A 16,816-nucleotide genomic window follows, 5' to 3' on the forward strand; every position below is an offset into this window, starting at 1 on the left:
AATCAAACATTTATAAATATACTGCGATGATATTTAATCAACTGATAATAAAAAGCTTATTTGTGTCTTATATCTAATCCCGAATGTCTCGGGAAAAGTATAACGATCTATTGATTGAACTTCCACCAGTCAAAATCGAACAGGTCTTTTTCTCCTCTGAAAACAAAATAGAGATCCCGAACACCTTTTGCATTTTCGTTTACGGGTGCTGAAAAAGTTCTCCAAATACCACCTTCCCGGGAAGTGTTTACATCAACTGTGGCTATAATGGGGCCATCGAGTCTATCGACTCTTATTTCAATTTTTCCTCCATAAAGCGACGCAACACTTACATCAACCGACTTTGCACCAGTTGAAAAATCAGCCCCTTTTACCATGATGTAATCACCATGATTTATAGAGGTAACGAATTTACGATCGGCAATTCTCTCTCCTCTTGCCCAATCAAAATCGCCTTCCCATTCCGTTTCAGATCTGGTTTTAACGCCTTCGCTCCAAGCCATCGTTTCTGCTTCTACTCTTTCAAAAGGATTCAGAGTTCCCACTTGTTGCGGACCTTCTACCGTCCAGTAAGGACGGTTTTGTATGGTTCCGTCAGAGTTATAGACCATCTCATCGAGCATCACTGAGCGGCGCTCGTAAAATTTCGTGGTTGTTAGTTTAAGCAGATCATAACTGTGGCCAAAGCAGTACCACTTCCCTTTAAATTCAATAATTCCGGGATGGTTTCCCCTGCTTAGTTCTGTTGCATCCATAATCATACCCTTATACTCCCATGGACCCGTAGGTGAGCTGCTCATGGCATAACCAATCCCTTCGGGACAACAAGTAGATGCATAAGCCATATAATAATGCTCATTGCGTTTCCAAACCCAAGGACCCTCCTGATAATTTGCAGGTGTTGTTTCCTCCACCATAATCTCTCCGGAATATGAAATCATATCCTCATTAAGCTTCACATAGTAAACTTTAGGATTTCCCCAATACAAATATGCCTGCCCGTCATCGTCAATAAAAACAGCCGGGTCAATATCATGATGACTGTTCTGAATCAATGGTTTTCCAAGCGGATCCTCAAAAGGGCCATAGGGACTATCGGCCACCAAAACACCTATCCCAATTCCATTTGGAATGGGGCAATAGAAATAAAACTTCCCATTGCGTTCGATACAATGTGGAGCCCATGCTCCATTGTCGTATGGGACCCAATCAAAATTATCTAACGATGCAACCACACCATGATCTGTCCAGTTCACCATATCGGTTGAAGTATATAACAACCAATTAAACATTTTAAAGCCCATGGCATCATCGGCATCATGCCCCGTGTACAAAAACACTGTATCATTATAAACCATGGGCGCCGGATCGGCGGTGTATTTGGTTTGGATGATGGCTCTTTGAGCAAGGACTGTTTGACTCATCAAAAAAGAGATTATCAAAAATAGTGAGAATCGACTTTTCATGTGTCTATAGTTTAATTTTCAGTTACCACATGGAACTCGCCAATCCAGTCATTTCCCTGTGTGAGAAAAGCTTTCTCATGGCTCGTTTCATAGTTTCATATTTATTTGGTGTTATTCAAAATTCATAGTGTGATTGCATGCTTTATGGATCCTACATGAGTCTCACTGAGGTATAGTTAACCTTCCTTCGGCTAGGTCATTCTTAACCTTTTAATTCTTCATCAAAAACGATGGCCACTTTTCCGCACTTACCTTCATTCATAAGTTCATAGGCCTTGTCTGCCTCATCAAGCGAAAACCGATGCGTTACCAAATCTTCAGGGTGAATGCCCCATCTGACCAGACGCTCGACTAGTTCCTCCATTCGCCAGATGTTGGTCACCCATGAGCCATGAATAGAAACTTGATCATGAATGATGTCGGGACTTGGATTAAATTCAACCGTACCTCCTTCGCCAATCATGACCATTTTGCCCCACTTACGGGTGGCTCTTATACATAGCTGTCGTCCATGGGTATTACCGGAACAATCAACGGTTTTTTCAAAACCCTGCTTTTGATATGTTGTATTCAAAACCTCCTGAAGAGTATCCGCTCCGGCAACAAACGTTTGATTGGCCAAACCGAGATTTTTTGCAATGTCACATCTTTCTTTAACCGTATCGACTCCAACCAGATGGTTTGCTCCCATTGCTTTGGCAAGCATCAGGGCAGCCAGCCCTACAGGCCCTAAACCAACCACCAAAACAGCATCATTTCCAGATACTCCTATTCTTTCAAGGCCTTCGTAAACCGTACCAAACCCGCATGCAATCTGAGCACCATCCACATAAGTCAATTCGTCAGGCAGTAATACACAATCCTTCTCCTCGGCCACAATGTAAGGAGCCATTCCACCATCCCGTTGCCATCCATATGCAGCACGTGACGGGCTGGTACATGAGATCATATAACCCCGACGACAATCGTTGCACACTCCACATCCGGAAATATGATAAATTACAACCCTGTCACCCTCTTTAAAGCGCTTAGTATTTGATCCGCATTTAACGATTTGTCCACAAGGCTCATGTCCTGCAATTTTATTCTGATATGCTTCCGGCCCTTTTCCCAGGTGTTCACGGTAAATGGCTCTTATATCACTCCCACATATTGTAGAAGCTTTCATTCTAATGAGAACTTCTCCCGGTCCGGGCTGAGGAATTGTAACTTCTCTGAAATCCACGGTACTGTTACCCGGGAGATACGCAGCTTTCATATTTGTTTCCATATATTCTTACTCAATTAATTTGTTATTTTACCATCTAAATCCCATAAATCTTCCCAACCTTTTGCACCTTCCCACAAAAACACCTGTCCTTTAATTAAACGACAATTCTTATCTATTCCGGCAATTTGCTTCATCTCCTCACTGGAGATAGGCTCTCCCGAAACAGCTTTAAGGTTATTGACAATTTTCACCGGTGATACCGAAAAAGGTATCACCACTTCACCTCTTTGAACGCCCCATTTGATGCACACCTCAGCAGGATGTAATTTCAACCTTTCGGCGATTTTCACAATTACCGGGTCTTCAATATCTACCGTATCATCTTCTGTCCTATCGCGCTCCGGTCGTTTAGGCGAACCAATTGGCGAATAGCCAATTGGTTGAATATTCTTTCCAACCAAATAATTAAATAACTCCGGTTGCTGAAAATGGGGATGTATTTCCATTTCATTTACAACAGGCTTAATTTTGGCATCTTTTAATAATAATTCCATTTTTGGAATGGTCATATTAGAGGTTCCAATTGATTTGACCAACCCCATCTCCACCAACTGCTCCATCTGCCGCCATGTTTCCATATAAGCATCATGATTATATGGCCGTGAATCGGGATTGCGAGCATCGCCGTCACAACCGGGAGCATGATAATTCGGGAAAGGCCAATGAACAAGATAAAGGTCCAGATAATCGAGTTGTAAATCTTTCAAACTCTTCTTACAAGATTCAATGACCTTATCATGGGCATCATTCCACACTTTGGAAGTAATCCAAAGATCCTGACGATTTACAACCCCCTCGATAATCAATTCTGAAATTGTATTACCAATTTCAGATTCATTCATATATACCGAAGCACAGTCTATATGTCTGTACCCGTTTCTGACAGCAAAATCAACAGCCCCGGCAATCTGATTTGCATTGTAATTATCGGATCCAAAAGTCCCTAACCCAACAACCGGAATCTTTTCACCATTACTAAGCGCGATGCGGGGAATATCCTCCCCGATTCTGTTATTTTCGATATCTGATTCCATATATATCTATCTAATTTTTATATTCTTTTGATGTCACAAATCCAAACCTTGCAATGACGATAAAGCATATCAGCGGCAGGATAAACGATAAATTTACCGCCGGAAAGCCAAACACATACTCCAAATCCATAATCATGCCCTGTAACGGGGGCATGAGGGCTCCTCCCACAATGGCCATCACCAACCCTGCAGCACCAAGGGTGGTATCTTCTCCAATGCCTTCGAGGGAAATTCCATAAATGGTGGGAAACATAAGCGACATAAATGCAGAAGTTGCAATAAGGCAATACAAACCTCCCATTCCCTGAATCAATATGGTTCCTGAGATGGAGATAATCCCGCCAATTGCGAAAACCATCAATAGCTTTCGCGAATTGAAGTATCGCATCAGGAAAGTGCTTATAAACCTAAAAGATATAAACAGAGCCATGGCTACCATATTATACCTCTGAGCGGTAGCTTTTGATAGTCCAAGATCTTCGGCATAGTGTATAATAAATGTCCAGCACATGATTTGCACACCCACATAAAACACCTGGGCAATAACCCCTTGTCGATATATCGCATTCTTAAACAATCGTTTAAAAGAGGCTCTAACCGACGACCCCGGATTCTCATCGCTTGTATGTGGCATTTTTGCAACCAGAAAAACCACGATCATGCCAATAACGAACAAACCTAAAGCCACATAGGGATCGCGAATCACGGCCAAATCGTGGGTACGAATGGCAGCGCGTTCTGCAAAATCCAACGTCTCAAAAATTAAATTGCCTGAACTATCACGCAAGTCTGACTGTAATGAAGCCAATATGACATTTGAAGCCACAAACATCCCAAGTATTGAGCCCAGGGGATTAAACGACTGTGCCAGGTTCAACCGACGGGTAGATGTTCTTTCATCACCCATGGAAAGAATGTATGGATTGGCCGTTGTTTCCAAAAAGGCCAATCCAAAAGTCAGAATGTAAAGCGATGCAAGGAAAAAACCAAACATTTCGAACTGTGCTGCAGGAATAAAAAGCAAAGCACCGGTTGCATAGAGAGCCAATCCAAGAATAATTCCCTTTTTATAGCTAAACCTACGTACAAACAATGCTGCCGGTATGGCCATGGTTGCATACCCCCCGTAAAAAGCAAACTGTATCATAGCTGCTTTTGCATTGGGAATCTCCATGATGGTTCTAAAAGCTGCCACTAAAGGATTTGTAATATCATTGGCAAATCCCCACAACGCAAACAAGCTTGTTACGATGATAAATGGGAAGAGATATTTCTTTTCAACAAGTTTTGGTTTTGACATAAATCTATGTTTTTATCCGCTATCGTTTTACAATGGTATATTCTCTTCCTTTTTCTGTATTGATATCGTACATATAAACCTCTGGTAATTCAAACTCATTCAGGTTGGCTGATGTAGAAATCAGAGGTTTTTTAATTTCAGGCAACTGATAAAAAGGATTGCTGTTATTGCCTTGAGCAATCGATATCTCACCTTGTCCTTTAAGGCCTATTTCATTAGCGACTCTAATCCTTAAGTTCCCTCCCAGAGTGGATCTGATAACAGCTTTTGTGACTTCATGATTCTTCCATTCCAACTCAACAATTTCGAAGCCTCCACGTGTTCTCAAACCGGTTACCCGTCCATTTGGCCACACATCGGGCAAGGCAGGAATCAGATGAATCGCACCATCGTGGCTTTGCACAAGCATCTCAGTTAGGCCGGATGTAAATCCAAAATTTCCGTCAATCTGGAATGGAGGATGAGCATCAAACATATTTGGATAAGTTCCACCCATTTCGGAATGAGCCCTGGCATTCTCTTCGCGTCCAACAAGTTTGATTTGCTCCCTCATAAGGTTATAAGCATGATTTCCGTCAAGGAGTCTGGCCCATAGGTTAATTTTCCAATTGATTGACCACCCTGTTGATGGGTCGCCCCGATGAATCAAAGTGGTTCTGGATGCGTCGGCCAATTCAGGGTTTTGAAACGGAGATATTTGATTTGAAGGGAACAACCCATATAAATGTGAAATATGCCTGTGTTTATCATCGGGACTATCCCAGTCGTGCATCCACTCCTGGAGCTGTCCATGCTGTCCGATCTGCATAGGAGGCAGCAATTCAAGTATTCTTTCCATTTCAGGAATTAAATCCTCCTCAATTCCCAAAATCTCAGCTGCCCTGATGGTTTTTGTAAACAAATCAAAAACCAACTGATTGTCGATGGTTGTTCCGGCTGCAATTGATGACTGGTAATGTATGGTGGGTGAGTTCTCAGGAGAATTTGAAGGTACAATAACCATCCATCCATTCTCAGGCTCTTCAACCATAAATTCAACGCAGAATTCTGCTGCACCTCTTAAAACATCGTATACTGAGCGCAGATACTCAACATCACCGCTGTATTCGAACTTATCAAACAAATGCTGGCTAAGCCACACACCACCCATGGGCCACATGCCCCAATAGGATCCATCCACAGCACCAGTTATTCGCCAAATATCGGTATTATGGTGGGTTACCCACCCATTGACTCCATACATTGTTTTGGCAGTTTCCCGACCAGCTTCAGAAAGCTCACGTATCATTTGAATAAATGGCTCATGCAATTCAGTTAAATTGGTTGGTTCAGCCGGCCAGTAATTCATTTCGGCATTAATGTTCAGAGTGTATTTACTGTCCCATGCCGGGAAAAGTTGATCGTTCCAAATTCCCTGTAGGTTTGCCGGCTGCGTACCAGGTTGAGATGAAGTGATTAACAGGTAACGGCCAAACTGAAAATACATGGCGGCCAAAGAAGGATCATATCCCCTACTAAACTGTTCGATTCGAACATCAGTCGGGTTCTTTATGGAATCTGTTTGTCCAAGGTCCAATGAAACGCGATTGAAATATTCCTGATAAAAAGCGACATGAGAATTACGCATCTGATTGTAATCTATACCTATTGCATCATTAAGATATTGCTCAGCTACTTGCTGTGCATCACCACTAATATCAGTATAGTTGATGAAGTTTGTTCCTATGGATACCAATATGGTTACACTATTCGCATTCTCAACGCTAATTTCATTATTTGATGCAGTTATTGTACCTCCATCGTTAAAAAACTTACTCAATACCACGAATTCCACCTTACCTTCAACCGTTTCATGGCTGCTGGTGACTCCACTCATTCTAATCATATCGTTGCCAACGGTGCTGACTTCTACATGCCCGGGGCGATCCATTGACGATGTAAAAGTGATTGACCCGGGTTTATCGGCAGTTAAGCGAACCACTGTAACCTCATCTGTAAACGATGAGAATACTTCACGCTTAAACTCAGTTCCTCCAACTGAGTAGCGGGTTGTGGCAATCGCTTTTTCTATATCTAAATCTCTGTAGAAAGAAGAGTAATCTTCGTGTCCCTGAAAATTAAGCCTTAAATTACCCGCTGTTTGATATGGCATTCCATGAGACCTCTTAGAAATGATGTTTTCATTGGCCATATCTTGTGCTTCAATAAACTTTCCATCAAAAATCAGCTGCCGAATTGTAGGCAGTATTTCTAATGCACCAGGGTTATCATTTCTGTTAGGGCTTCCTGCCCAAATGGTATTCTCATTTAATTGAATCAGTTCTTCATGAGGAATTCCGAATACCATTGCGCCCAAACGACCATTGCCTGTGGGCAATGCCTCCTCCCACATGGTAGCAGGTTCAGAATACCAAAGTTTCAGATCCGAACTAGCTTGTTCATGACTACATGAACTAATAAGAATCATCAAAAAAAGAAAACTAACAAATTGTTTCATATCTATATCATTTTAATATTTTTATCACTATAACATCATGGCTGGCATTAAGCAAAAAGGTGATCCTTAACTCAAAGGAGTCACTCCTTTTTTCAGAATGATATTCCCATATTTGGCAGTTTCACCTGTCATAACTACTGCAAAGGCCTCTTTGGAGCGTTCATAAAAAGCAAAACGTTCGATGCGCTTAACACCATTAATATGCGGATTGGATTTTTGTACCGCTTTTATATATTGTTCCTCCACGCTTGGATCCAGCACATCACCATCAACGGCTGCCATCATAATTAATGGATGGGGGACATAACTGTCCAGTTCAAACAGAGGCAATACAGCTTCGAGTATATCGGGAATTCGAAGCCCATCTGCCCGAATTACTCTATTATTAAATGATTCACCCGGAAAATGTGAATCGGCCAACACTATTTCATCGCCATGCCCCATACGGGCAAGAACATTCAGTAATTCAGGGCTGATAAGTGGTGATATACCTTTTAGCATGATTTCTATTTTATAATAGTTCGTTAATCTTTTCTATTTGCTTAATTATTATATGTTTATGAATTCATCGTCGTGTTATTCAATTAACTGATAATAAAAAACTTGCTCCTATCTAATATCTAATAATCTATCCCGAGTGAGTCGGGACTAACGATCTATTGATTTTATATTGTTATCAATAATTTCTGCGTGAAATTCCATTGTTTTAATATCATGACCATCCGGATGACTGATGGCTTCCATTAAAAGAGTAAATGCCGTTTCTGCCATTTCTTGTTCCGGCTGCTTTATAATTAATGTTTTGACGGACGAAACAGGCGAAAAAGTATCAGCTCCAAAGCTGGCAATGCCTATTGTATTGAGTCTATCCGGCTCGCTCTCCTTTAAATAATTCAATGCACCAAGGGCTAAAAAATGGGAATCGAAAATAACAGCATCAGGCTTTTCTCTAATCCGAAATAGTTCCATGGCTATCTCTTTCCCTTTCTGCACACTGAAAGCACCCGGTATGTTAATGCAGTTTATATAGGTGGATTTAATCTCCTTAACGCCCAATGAATATCCTCTTTGCCTATCCTTGAATAATTGAATGGAAGAAGAGCCTGACAAGTAGGCTATTTTAGAATAACCATCCTTCCCCAGCCTCATAACCACTGATTTAAGAGCAGACTTGTTATTAAGCACCACCGATGATTTTTTCAGCGATGAATTAACCCGGTCAAAACAAACCAAAGGAATTTTATATTTTTCCAGGAGATTAAAGTGGCTAGTATCCTGAGTTTCCATCGAATGAGATGAGACAACACCTGCAAGATTTTGCTGAATGATTGAGTGAATAATCTCAACTTCTTGTTTTAGAGATTCTTCCGATTGAAAAACAGCAACAATATAGCCGGATTCAAACGCCTTTCTTGTGATATTACTTACAAAATTTGAAAAGAAGTTATGATGAATATTTGGAACGATTACTCCAATAATATTGCTTCCTAAGCCCCTCAACTGTAAAGCACTTCGATTCACCTGGTACCCCTTGCTTTCTGCATAATTAATAACTCTGTCTCGTGTTGCAGGATTTATTACCGAGCTAAATCTCAATGCTCTTGATACAGTAGAATGGTGTAAACCAAGCTCTTTGGCTATGTCTTTAATGGTTATTCGTTTCATAAAATCGAATGCACACGTGTGCATTTGTTTGTAAAATAAAAGTGAAATCCACACAGCATTGTATAAACCTCACGCATCAGACATTATTCTTCCATGGAAATTTGTGTTGTATCAAAACACAAATAAAAATACACATTACTTAAATAATATTCACAAATATACAACAGAATCATAAATATCCATTTATAAATTTGAATAATTAGTATTTAAAAATAAGATAAAAAAATTTCATACATAGAAAATTCATGCAGTATTGCAGCATGCAAAGCTAAGGTTCCAGAACCATTAGAGATTATTAACTCAACCCCTTCAACTCTCAAGTTGACAACAACTAACAAGCTAAAACGCAGACTAAAAAGTTAAAATAGAATGTCAGCCGTTTATGTTTTGGAGTAATCCACCAAATCGTTAAAGCATCTCAAAGTCCATCAAATTCAACCGATACAGAACAGAATGCACTTTTCTCACTTTTTTTTCTCAATTAATACATTTTTTTACTTAAATTTGTTACTGCATAAAAATTAACATCTTAAACAACAAAAATTATGAAAAAAATTTACCATTTAATTGTAGCACTATTCGTGTGCTCTGTTTTAGTGAGCGCAGAAGAACCTGCCTACACCAACATCCTTCCTAATGGAAATTTTGAAGGAATCACAGAATTATCCGAACCAGGAGAAGCATTAAGATGGCATGTATGGAATGCCGCATCGTTTGAATTGGTAGCAAGCAATAATGACCTTGATACCGAAAGCACTCAGGCTTTAAAAGTCGTTGTGAAAGATGAGGTAGAGAATGTTTGGGACACACAAGTTGTATCACCCACGGTGGATGTTGTGGCTGGAGAAGAGTACACCCTGAAGTTCCAATTCCGTACTGACGTCCCATCTGAGTTCAGAATATCAACTGCAGAAACATCAGCTCAATATTCTGGAAGTTTTGTAACATCAGAAAATTGGACAGAGGGATCTTTTGTATTTAATGCAACCGGAGACGACATAAGCATACGTTTTGATATTGCACATGCTGCTGATGTTGAATTCTATTTTGATAATATAAGATTATACACCGCTGCTAGTGGTGATGACAATGGTGACGACAACGGGAATGACAATGGAGACGACAATGGAGATGACAATGGAGATGACAATGGAGATGACAATGATGTAAACATCCTCTCTTCAGGAGATTTTGAAGGTATCACAGAATTATCTCAAGCAGAATGGCAAGTATGGAATGCCGCGTCATTTGAATTGGTAGCAAGCAATAATGACCTTGATATCGAAAGCACTCAGGCTTTAAAAGTCGTTGTGAAAGATGAGGTAGAGAATGTTTGGGACACACAAGTTGTATCACCCACGGTGGATGTTGTGGCTGGAGAAGAGTACACCCTGAAGTTCCAATTCCGTACTGACGTCCCATCTGAGTTCAGAATATCAACTGCAGAAACATCAGCTCAATATTCTGGAAGTTTTGTAACATCAGAAAATTGGACAGAGGGATCTTTTGTATTTAATGCAACTGGAGACGACATAAGCATACGTTTTGATATTGCACATGCTGCTGATGTTGAATTCTATTTTGATAACGTAAGACTTTTGGGAGCGGTTGCAACCACTTCAATTGCATCTCCGACATTCGAAAAAGAAGACAATCTTGTTTACACTTCGAATGGCAATGTTATCATTGATGACGCATTTGGAAAGAACATTGAAATATATGCTATTACAGGAGTTCGGGTATTTGGTGTTTCTGCTACCGCAGACAGTGTAACAGTACCTCTTTCAAATGGTATCTATATTGTAGTAGTAAACAATGTAGCAACTAAAGTTCTGGTTAAATAGGTGACCAATCAAGTTATTATTCTCACAATGTGAGAAAGATTTAATAAATAAATGGTTGTAAACCAATATGGTTTACAACCATTTAACTCTCTCTTCAGAGGTACAATTAACACTTAGCACCTTCCTAAAGAACATTCATTCTGACTATATTATATTTCAAAAGCTTAAATACCTAAACCTCGTGGTATAATCTTTATTGAATACCTCAGAATCTATAAACATATTAGCCTTAGGAAGATAAATATCAACTGAATTATTCTAAATAGTAAAGTGACATCATTCAGGGGTAAACAGATAAAACTCTAAACTGGTTAACTCTCAACACTTCGTATCGCAACGCCCTTACATTTTGTATATAGGAAATAAATATCCAAAATTAAAACCCATATGTCTATAACCAAAATTGACTTAGCTTAAAAATTTAATATTTTTATACATTTCAAAGTGTTTAATAATCTACACTCAAAGCCAGCTTTAAAAGTAATGCATAATCTTAGAGACTGATTGAATTTATATCGAATAGATTAAAGAGATTTTTAGATTTTAGACCGATAGACAAAACAAAATAGAAAACCAGTTGTGTTAATCATCTTTCTGAACTATTCTATCTGTCTAATCCCGAATGTCTCGGGATAAAGATCTATCATCTACTTTTTTAAAGAATTAAAATTTAACAGATACATAAAATTCTTTAGGGAGTGATCTGGCATAGTAGATCTGTTATTAACCAACACAAGCACCGCCTTACACCTAATCTTTTCAATTAATTATTTGAATGCAGTCTTGATTTTTGTGATAGAATTAATGCATTCGACTGAAGATTTTACTATATAGCTAAATTGTCATTTTTTTGAGATTAATTGCTTTCAAAGAATCAACATGCAATAGTTATATGAAACGTGTCCCGAAGCTTCGGAAACCATAGAAAAAAAATTTTAGACAGATGAACATTAACTAAATAAACTTACTACCATGAGAAAAAAATTCATTTTACCTTTTTTTGTGCTGGCATTTGCTGTATTATATTCCTGCACTGAAAGAAGCAATGACATTGCTGTTTTTGAACACTTTCGGTACAAAGGAAATGATGCCCTGTTCGACAGAGAGTTTGACCCACAGAATCAGTATCTCAATCCCGTGTTGGCTGGTTTCTATCCCGACCCATCCATATGCAAAAAAGGAGATACTTACTATGTTGTACACTCCTCGTTCAGTCTTTATCCTGGTGTGCCAATTTTCAAAAGCAACGACCTTGTTAATTGGGAACAAATAGGACATGTTTTGGATCGTCCATCACAATTGGAACTAGAGGGTCTGCAAATTTCCAATGGAATTTTTGCTCCTGCTATTGAATACAATCCATACAATGAAACATTTTACATGATAACAACCAGTACCTGGGGTATTGGAAACTTTTATGTAAAAACCAAAGATCCGGAACAAGGATGGAGCGATCCGATTGTATTTCCACAAGTTAGAGGCATAGACCCATCGGTATTTTTTGATGATGATGGTAAAGGATATATTCTGGAATGTGCTGAACCAATGGGTGGAGCCGATTATGGCGGTCAGAGGGCAATTCACATGCATCTGTTGGATGTAGAAAATGATGTTATAATAGGAGAACCTAAGGAGATAGTAAGAGGAGGAGCCAGACCTGAAGACAGACCCATATGGATTGAAGCACCTCATATCATTAAGAAATTTGGATACTATTATCTGATTTGTGCCGAAGGAGGAACCGGATTAAATCATTCACAAGTTGTGTTTAGGAGTAAGGATGTTTGGGGACCATACATTCCTTATGAGAACAACCCGATTTTAACTCAACGTGACTTGCCAGAAGAAAGAGATGATAAGATTACCACAGCTGGGCATGCTGATTTTGTTCAAGACGAGAACGGTAAGTGGTGGGCAGTATTTTTAGGTGTTCGTCCTTACGATTTTGACATGACCAATGTTGGAAGAGACACCTATTTATTGCCGGTTGAATGGCCAGAAGGGGGTTGGCCTACAATATTACCGCAAGGGGAACAAATTCCTATTGTAAATGACAAGCCTGGTTTAAATCCAGACCCCAACATTCCGCCTACTACCGGAAATTTTGAATTCGTGGACAATTTTGACTCAGAAGATCTTGGCTTTACCTGGATGCACATACGTACACCTCGTGAGAAATATTATACTGTAGGAAGTGGCAAGTTGGAATTACGCCCGCGTGATGTGACCACCGAAGAGATTGGCAATCCATCAGCTATTTTGCGGAGACAACAACATACCACTTTTGAGGCTGAGACCAAACTTGAATTTTATCCCGAAACCGAAGCTGATTTTGCAGGCTTCACTCTTTTCCAGAATGAAGAATATCAATTCTTATTTGGAAAAACCATGGTTGATGGAAAAACTTCATTAGTTGTAAACAGACTTGAGAAGGATAAGGAGACATTGGCCACTGTTGAATTAACAGGAAGAGATAGAAACCGTCCGGTTTATCTTAAAGTTACCGGAGATGCAGCCGACTATAGCTTCTTGTACAGTTTCGACGGAAATAATTGGGAAACTTTGGTTGAAAATGCAGATGGCAGAAACCTGAGTTCAAGAGTTGCCGGAGGTTTTATTGGTGCACTTATAGGGCTTTACACCACCAACAACTTCGAACTATAACATGAACTCAATGGCGTAAAGCATTTAAATGTCTATACAAGAAAAACTCCGAATAAGGGAATGCAAAACTCTCTTGTTCGGAGTTTATCTTTTGAAAATTATATTATCACGGAGCATTTCGAGCAACCCGAAATCCTTGGTCTGGCCCGGCTCCATTTGCTTCAAACATTCCGCGGTAGGATATCGCGCATGCATGTTCTCCACCAATCCAGCCTCCGCCACGCCAAACTCTCCTGTGACCACTTTCAAGTTCGTCATCTTCATACCAATCCCAACACCATTCTCTCACATTTCCTGACATATCATAAAGACCAAGTTCATTTGGCCTTTTTTCTCCTACAGGACGGGTTCTTGATTGATTATTCTCAATATTAATCCAACTCCATTTCCCATCTAAATATTGATTCCCGGAATTTCTCCAATACCATGCAACATCATCCAGGTTATTAGAACCACTATATATATAATTATTGCTTTTTATGCCTCCACTGGCAGCAAAATCCCATTCAATCTCGGTGGGCAACCGATAACCATCAGCTGATTCATTAATTCTTACACTCCATTTTAAATCATCAAATTCGCTGAAGTTATTCAAATCAATTTTCAATGTATCCACAATATAATAGGGCGTAAATCCTTCTAATTCACTACGCCGATTGCAATATATGATGCATTCATACCAGCTCACCATATCAACAGGCAGGTTGTCCCCGGAAAATTGTGATGGGTTATATCCCATCACCTCTATCCATTCCTTCTGTGTTATTTCGTATTTACTCAGAAAAAAGTCTTTAACAACAATGCCTTTCCCAAAAAAATATGAATATTCATTTTTAAACTCACCTCCATTTATTAATATCAACTCATTGGAAGCATCTTTTTTGCACCCCGATAAAATCAATACAGGCATCAGCGCCAAATAAAAAAAGTTATTCTTCATTAGTAAAATATTAATAAGTTAATTTCTAAAAACCAGTCAATTGAAAACAATCCTGTTATGCATTATAAAATTAATAAAATAGACTAGTAACACATCTATAGTAATTAGATTTATCTATACAACTATCAAAAAATTAATAAGATCTATAATCAAAGTAAGGGTTGTGAAGCATTTTATATGATCATATTTTAAAACTCTGCCCGACAAAAAAATTGTCGGGCAGAATATAAATAAATGCTTTTATGCCATTTATGCTTTAAATGTTAAACTTAAGAATTATTGAACTGGTACAAACCTCCAATGCGAATTATTATGATTGGTATTTGCCCATTGTCCTACATTAGATCCGTCAGAAGTTCTTCCCATACCATCAAGGTATAATCCGGTTCCTCTGTTTCTTAAACGGTAATAACCATTGCCGGCAGACTCCAGGCTCCATTGAGCATTGTTGTGATTTGTGTTTGCCCATTGCCCAACATTCGCACCATTTTCAGTTCTTCCCATTCCATCAATATATAAACCTGTACCTCTGTTTCTAAATCTCTCAAAACCTCCGGAAGCTTCTCTTGTCCATTGTGCGTTTTGGTGATTGGTGTTGGCATATTGTCCAAGATCAGATCCATCAGAAGTTCTACCCATTCCATCTAAAAACAACCCGGTTGCCCGGTTTTGTATCCTGTAATAAGTAGCTCCACCGCCGTCGGTGTTGCCGCCATCGCCACTTCCTTCACCAGCGCTCCATACTGTTGCATTCACCGAGCCCTGGCTATTACCGCCATATGCTTCTGTAAGTAGAATCGCATATGGAGACATATCATTTAAATGATATCCTAGATTCGCCCATGCATTCACATGATTTGCGAAAGTAATTGTACGATTTTGACCAACAGGCACCTTAGATCTTCTTGTACTGTAAATTTGAGTAAAAGTCTGGGTTCCTTCAATAGATGGTGCATTTACCCTAATATCCTCATAGATATCATATGTTGAACCATCGCTGTTAACCGTTCCAAGGAATCTGCCATAAGTAGGCCTTTGAGTACCCCAGCTTTCATTTACATAGTACTCTATCATTGGACTTCTGGACCAACCATAATACCCAAAAACTCCACCACCACTATGGTTATGTACCCCTATATTATACCCAATAATTCTTGTTTTCGAACCGGAACTCCATCCTTTTCCACATGTAAAATTACCATTGTAATCCCACGAAACACTGTAATTTCCTCCTGGTCCGTTTTGGTAATCTATCCAGCCACTGTGGTCATCAGTCCAAAGTTGCCAAAAATAACCATCATGTGTACCCGAATCGTATGACTTAAGGGTGGCGTCAGACATTACATCATCAATCATTAAATCATCGTCAATGATATCTTCTGAGCACCCAGCAAACATAAAAACTAATGCAGTTGCAATAAAAAAAACTTTTTTCATAATTTTTGTTGGATTTTTAATAGTGTAAGGCATAAAAACATTCAAGTTGAATTGTAAAAAAAGTAAAGGGACCAACTGTGGTCACCCTTTGGTTTCATTAAAGAAATAAAATTCACTTTTTTTAGCGTTTAAATATACATTTTTTTATTTAACTTATGATTTTATTTTGATTCTTTTGTTTATAATTATCTACACTTACATCCCTTAATCAATAAATCGATCTTTCTTTAAGTTTCATTACTTGCTATTTTTATGATCGTTACACACATTATCAATTACTATAAAACAAAAGGAAAATAGCTTTTATTTATCTTAATATTTTTTCTGCCAGTGACGTTGATTTTTCTATCATTACATAGAATTATAAGTTATTCTGCTGCATTTACGTTATTTATATTCTTCTTTTCCTGAAATATTTTGAGATAAATTAAAATGCATACGAAATTATTACATGTTTTTGTTTATTTGAGAGGCATTTACAAACTTTAGTGGCGATAATTCATTGCAAATATTAAATAAGACGAACGATTATTTGGTCATTTTTGTTTATTTTTTATAATTTTATCAATCCAAATTGCACATTGCACATTTATTATCTATTCAAAATTTTAGATAATATCTCTGGCATAATATCGAAACTCTCTTATCGCAATCGCGACTTTTTCACTACAAGAATCAGCACTATCATTTGGTACATGG

General features: G+C 38.8%; 11 protein-coding genes. 2 read left to right on the plus strand and 9 right to left on the minus strand.

Translation table 11 applies throughout. The features are described from left to right. Window positions 1-107 precede the first annotated feature (107 nt). The 7 genes from EV194_RS01480 to EV194_RS01510 form a co-directional block, all read right to left on the minus strand. On the minus strand, window positions 108-1,424 hold the full coding sequence (locus EV194_RS01480; RefSeq protein ID WP_243699298.1) for a glycoside hydrolase family 43 protein: 1,317 nt from the start codon (window positions 1,422-1,424) through the stop codon (window positions 108-110). A 244-nt stretch (window positions 1,425-1,668) separates the two neighbouring features. Then, on the minus strand, window positions 1,669-2,736 hold the full coding sequence (locus EV194_RS01485) for a zinc-dependent alcohol dehydrogenase family protein (RefSeq protein WP_132431363.1): 1,068 nt from the start codon (window positions 2,734-2,736) through the stop codon (window positions 1,669-1,671). Window positions 2,737-2,750: 14 nt separating this feature from the next. Beyond that, a complete protein-coding gene (locus EV194_RS01490; RefSeq protein ID WP_132431365.1) occupies window positions 2,751-3,770 on the minus strand; it encodes an aldo/keto reductase in 1,020 nt (339 codons plus the stop codon). A gap of 10 nt (window positions 3,771-3,780) precedes the next feature. Continuing rightward, window positions 3,781-5,070 (minus strand): L-fucose:H+ symporter permease, encoded by a 1,290-nt coding sequence (gene fucP / locus EV194_RS01495; protein ID WP_132431367.1) that lies wholly within the window; start codon window positions 5,068-5,070, stop codon window positions 3,781-3,783. Window positions 5,071-5,089: 19 nt separating this feature from the next. Further along, a complete protein-coding gene (locus EV194_RS01500) occupies window positions 5,090-7,567 on the minus strand; it encodes a glycoside hydrolase family 95 protein (RefSeq protein ID WP_132431369.1) in 2,478 nt (825 codons plus the stop codon). A gap of 66 nt (window positions 7,568-7,633) precedes the next feature. Next, window positions 7,634-8,068, minus strand: coding sequence for an L-fucose mutarotase (fucU, locus tag EV194_RS01505; RefSeq protein ID WP_132431371.1), 435 nt, complete (start codon window positions 8,066-8,068; stop codon window positions 7,634-7,636). 147 nt (window positions 8,069-8,215) lie between these two features. Further along, a complete protein-coding gene (locus EV194_RS01510) occupies window positions 8,216-9,232 on the minus strand; it encodes a LacI family DNA-binding transcriptional regulator (protein ID WP_165921775.1) in 1,017 nt (338 codons plus the stop codon). Window positions 9,233-9,777: 545 nt separating this feature from the next. On the opposite strand from EV194_RS01510, the gene EV194_RS01515 reads away from it, so the two are divergent. Together EV194_RS01515 and EV194_RS01520 are read left to right on the plus strand one after the other, a co-directional pair. Continuing rightward, window positions 9,778-11,076 carry a carbohydrate binding domain-containing protein gene (locus EV194_RS01515; RefSeq protein ID WP_132431375.1) on the plus strand — a complete coding sequence of 433 codons (1,299 nt, stop codon included), beginning with the start codon at window positions 9,778-9,780 and terminating at the stop codon, window positions 11,074-11,076. Window positions 11,077-12,048: 972 nt separating this feature from the next. Next, the gene (locus tag EV194_RS01520) at window positions 12,049-13,740 is read left to right on the plus strand and encodes a glycoside hydrolase family 43 protein (protein WP_132431377.1); all 1,692 of its coding nucleotides are present in this window, start codon (window positions 12,049-12,051) and stop codon (window positions 13,738-13,740) included. A gap of 106 nt (window positions 13,741-13,846) precedes the next feature. Here EV194_RS01520 and EV194_RS01525 read toward each other — a convergent pair whose 3' ends face one another. Both EV194_RS01525 and EV194_RS01530 read right to left on the minus strand, forming a co-directional pair. Beyond that, window positions 13,847-14,680 (minus strand): formylglycine-generating enzyme family protein, encoded by an 834-nt coding sequence (locus EV194_RS01525; protein ID WP_132431379.1) that lies wholly within the window; start codon window positions 14,678-14,680, stop codon window positions 13,847-13,849. Window positions 14,681-14,956: 276 nt separating this feature from the next. Next, a complete protein-coding gene (locus EV194_RS01530; RefSeq protein WP_132431381.1) occupies window positions 14,957-16,117 on the minus strand; it encodes a glycoside hydrolase family 11 protein in 1,161 nt (386 codons plus the stop codon). Between the last annotated feature and the right edge of the window lie 699 nt (window positions 16,118-16,816).

It is taken from the genome of Natronoflexus pectinivorans (assembly GCF_004345615.1).
Taxonomy (GTDB): Bacteria; Bacteroidota; Bacteroidia; order Bacteroidales; family Marinilabiliaceae; genus Natronoflexus; species Natronoflexus pectinivorans.

Excerpts from the sequence above, each read along its gene's own strand:
- EV194_RS01520 (WP_132431377.1), top strand. The coding sequence starts at position 12,049 with ATGAGAAAAAAATTCATTTTACCTTTTTTTGTGCTGGCATTTGCTGTA.
- EV194_RS01525 (WP_132431379.1), bottom strand. The coding sequence starts at position 14,680 with ATGAAGAATAACTTTTTTTATTTGGCGCTGATGCCTGTATTGATTTTA.
- EV194_RS01480 (WP_243699298.1), bottom strand. The coding sequence starts at position 1,424 with ATGAGTCAAACAGTCCTTGCTCAAAGAGCCATCATCCAAACCAAATAC.
- fucU (WP_132431371.1), bottom strand. The coding sequence starts at position 8,068 with ATGCTAAAAGGTATATCACCACTTATCAGCCCTGAATTACTGAATGTT.
- EV194_RS01490 (WP_132431365.1), bottom strand. The coding sequence starts at position 3,770 with ATGGAATCAGATATCGAAAATAACAGAATCGGGGAGGATATTCCCCGC.
- EV194_RS01515 (WP_132431375.1), top strand. The coding sequence starts at position 9,778 with ATGAAAAAAATTTACCATTTAATTGTAGCACTATTCGTGTGCTCTGTT.
- EV194_RS01500 (WP_132431369.1), bottom strand. The coding sequence starts at position 7,567 with ATGAAACAATTTGTTAGTTTTCTTTTTTTGATGATTCTTATTAGTTCA.
- fucP (WP_132431367.1), bottom strand. The coding sequence starts at position 5,070 with ATGTCAAAACCAAAACTTGTTGAAAAGAAATATCTCTTCCCATTTATC.
- EV194_RS01530 (WP_132431381.1), bottom strand. The coding sequence starts at position 16,117 with ATGAAAAAAGTTTTTTTTATTGCAACTGCATTAGTTTTTATGTTTGCT.
- EV194_RS01510 (WP_165921775.1), bottom strand. The coding sequence starts at position 9,232 with ATGAAACGAATAACCATTAAAGACATAGCCAAAGAGCTTGGTTTACAC.
- EV194_RS01485 (WP_132431363.1), bottom strand. The coding sequence starts at position 2,736 with ATGGAAACAAATATGAAAGCTGCGTATCTCCCGGGTAACAGTACCGTG.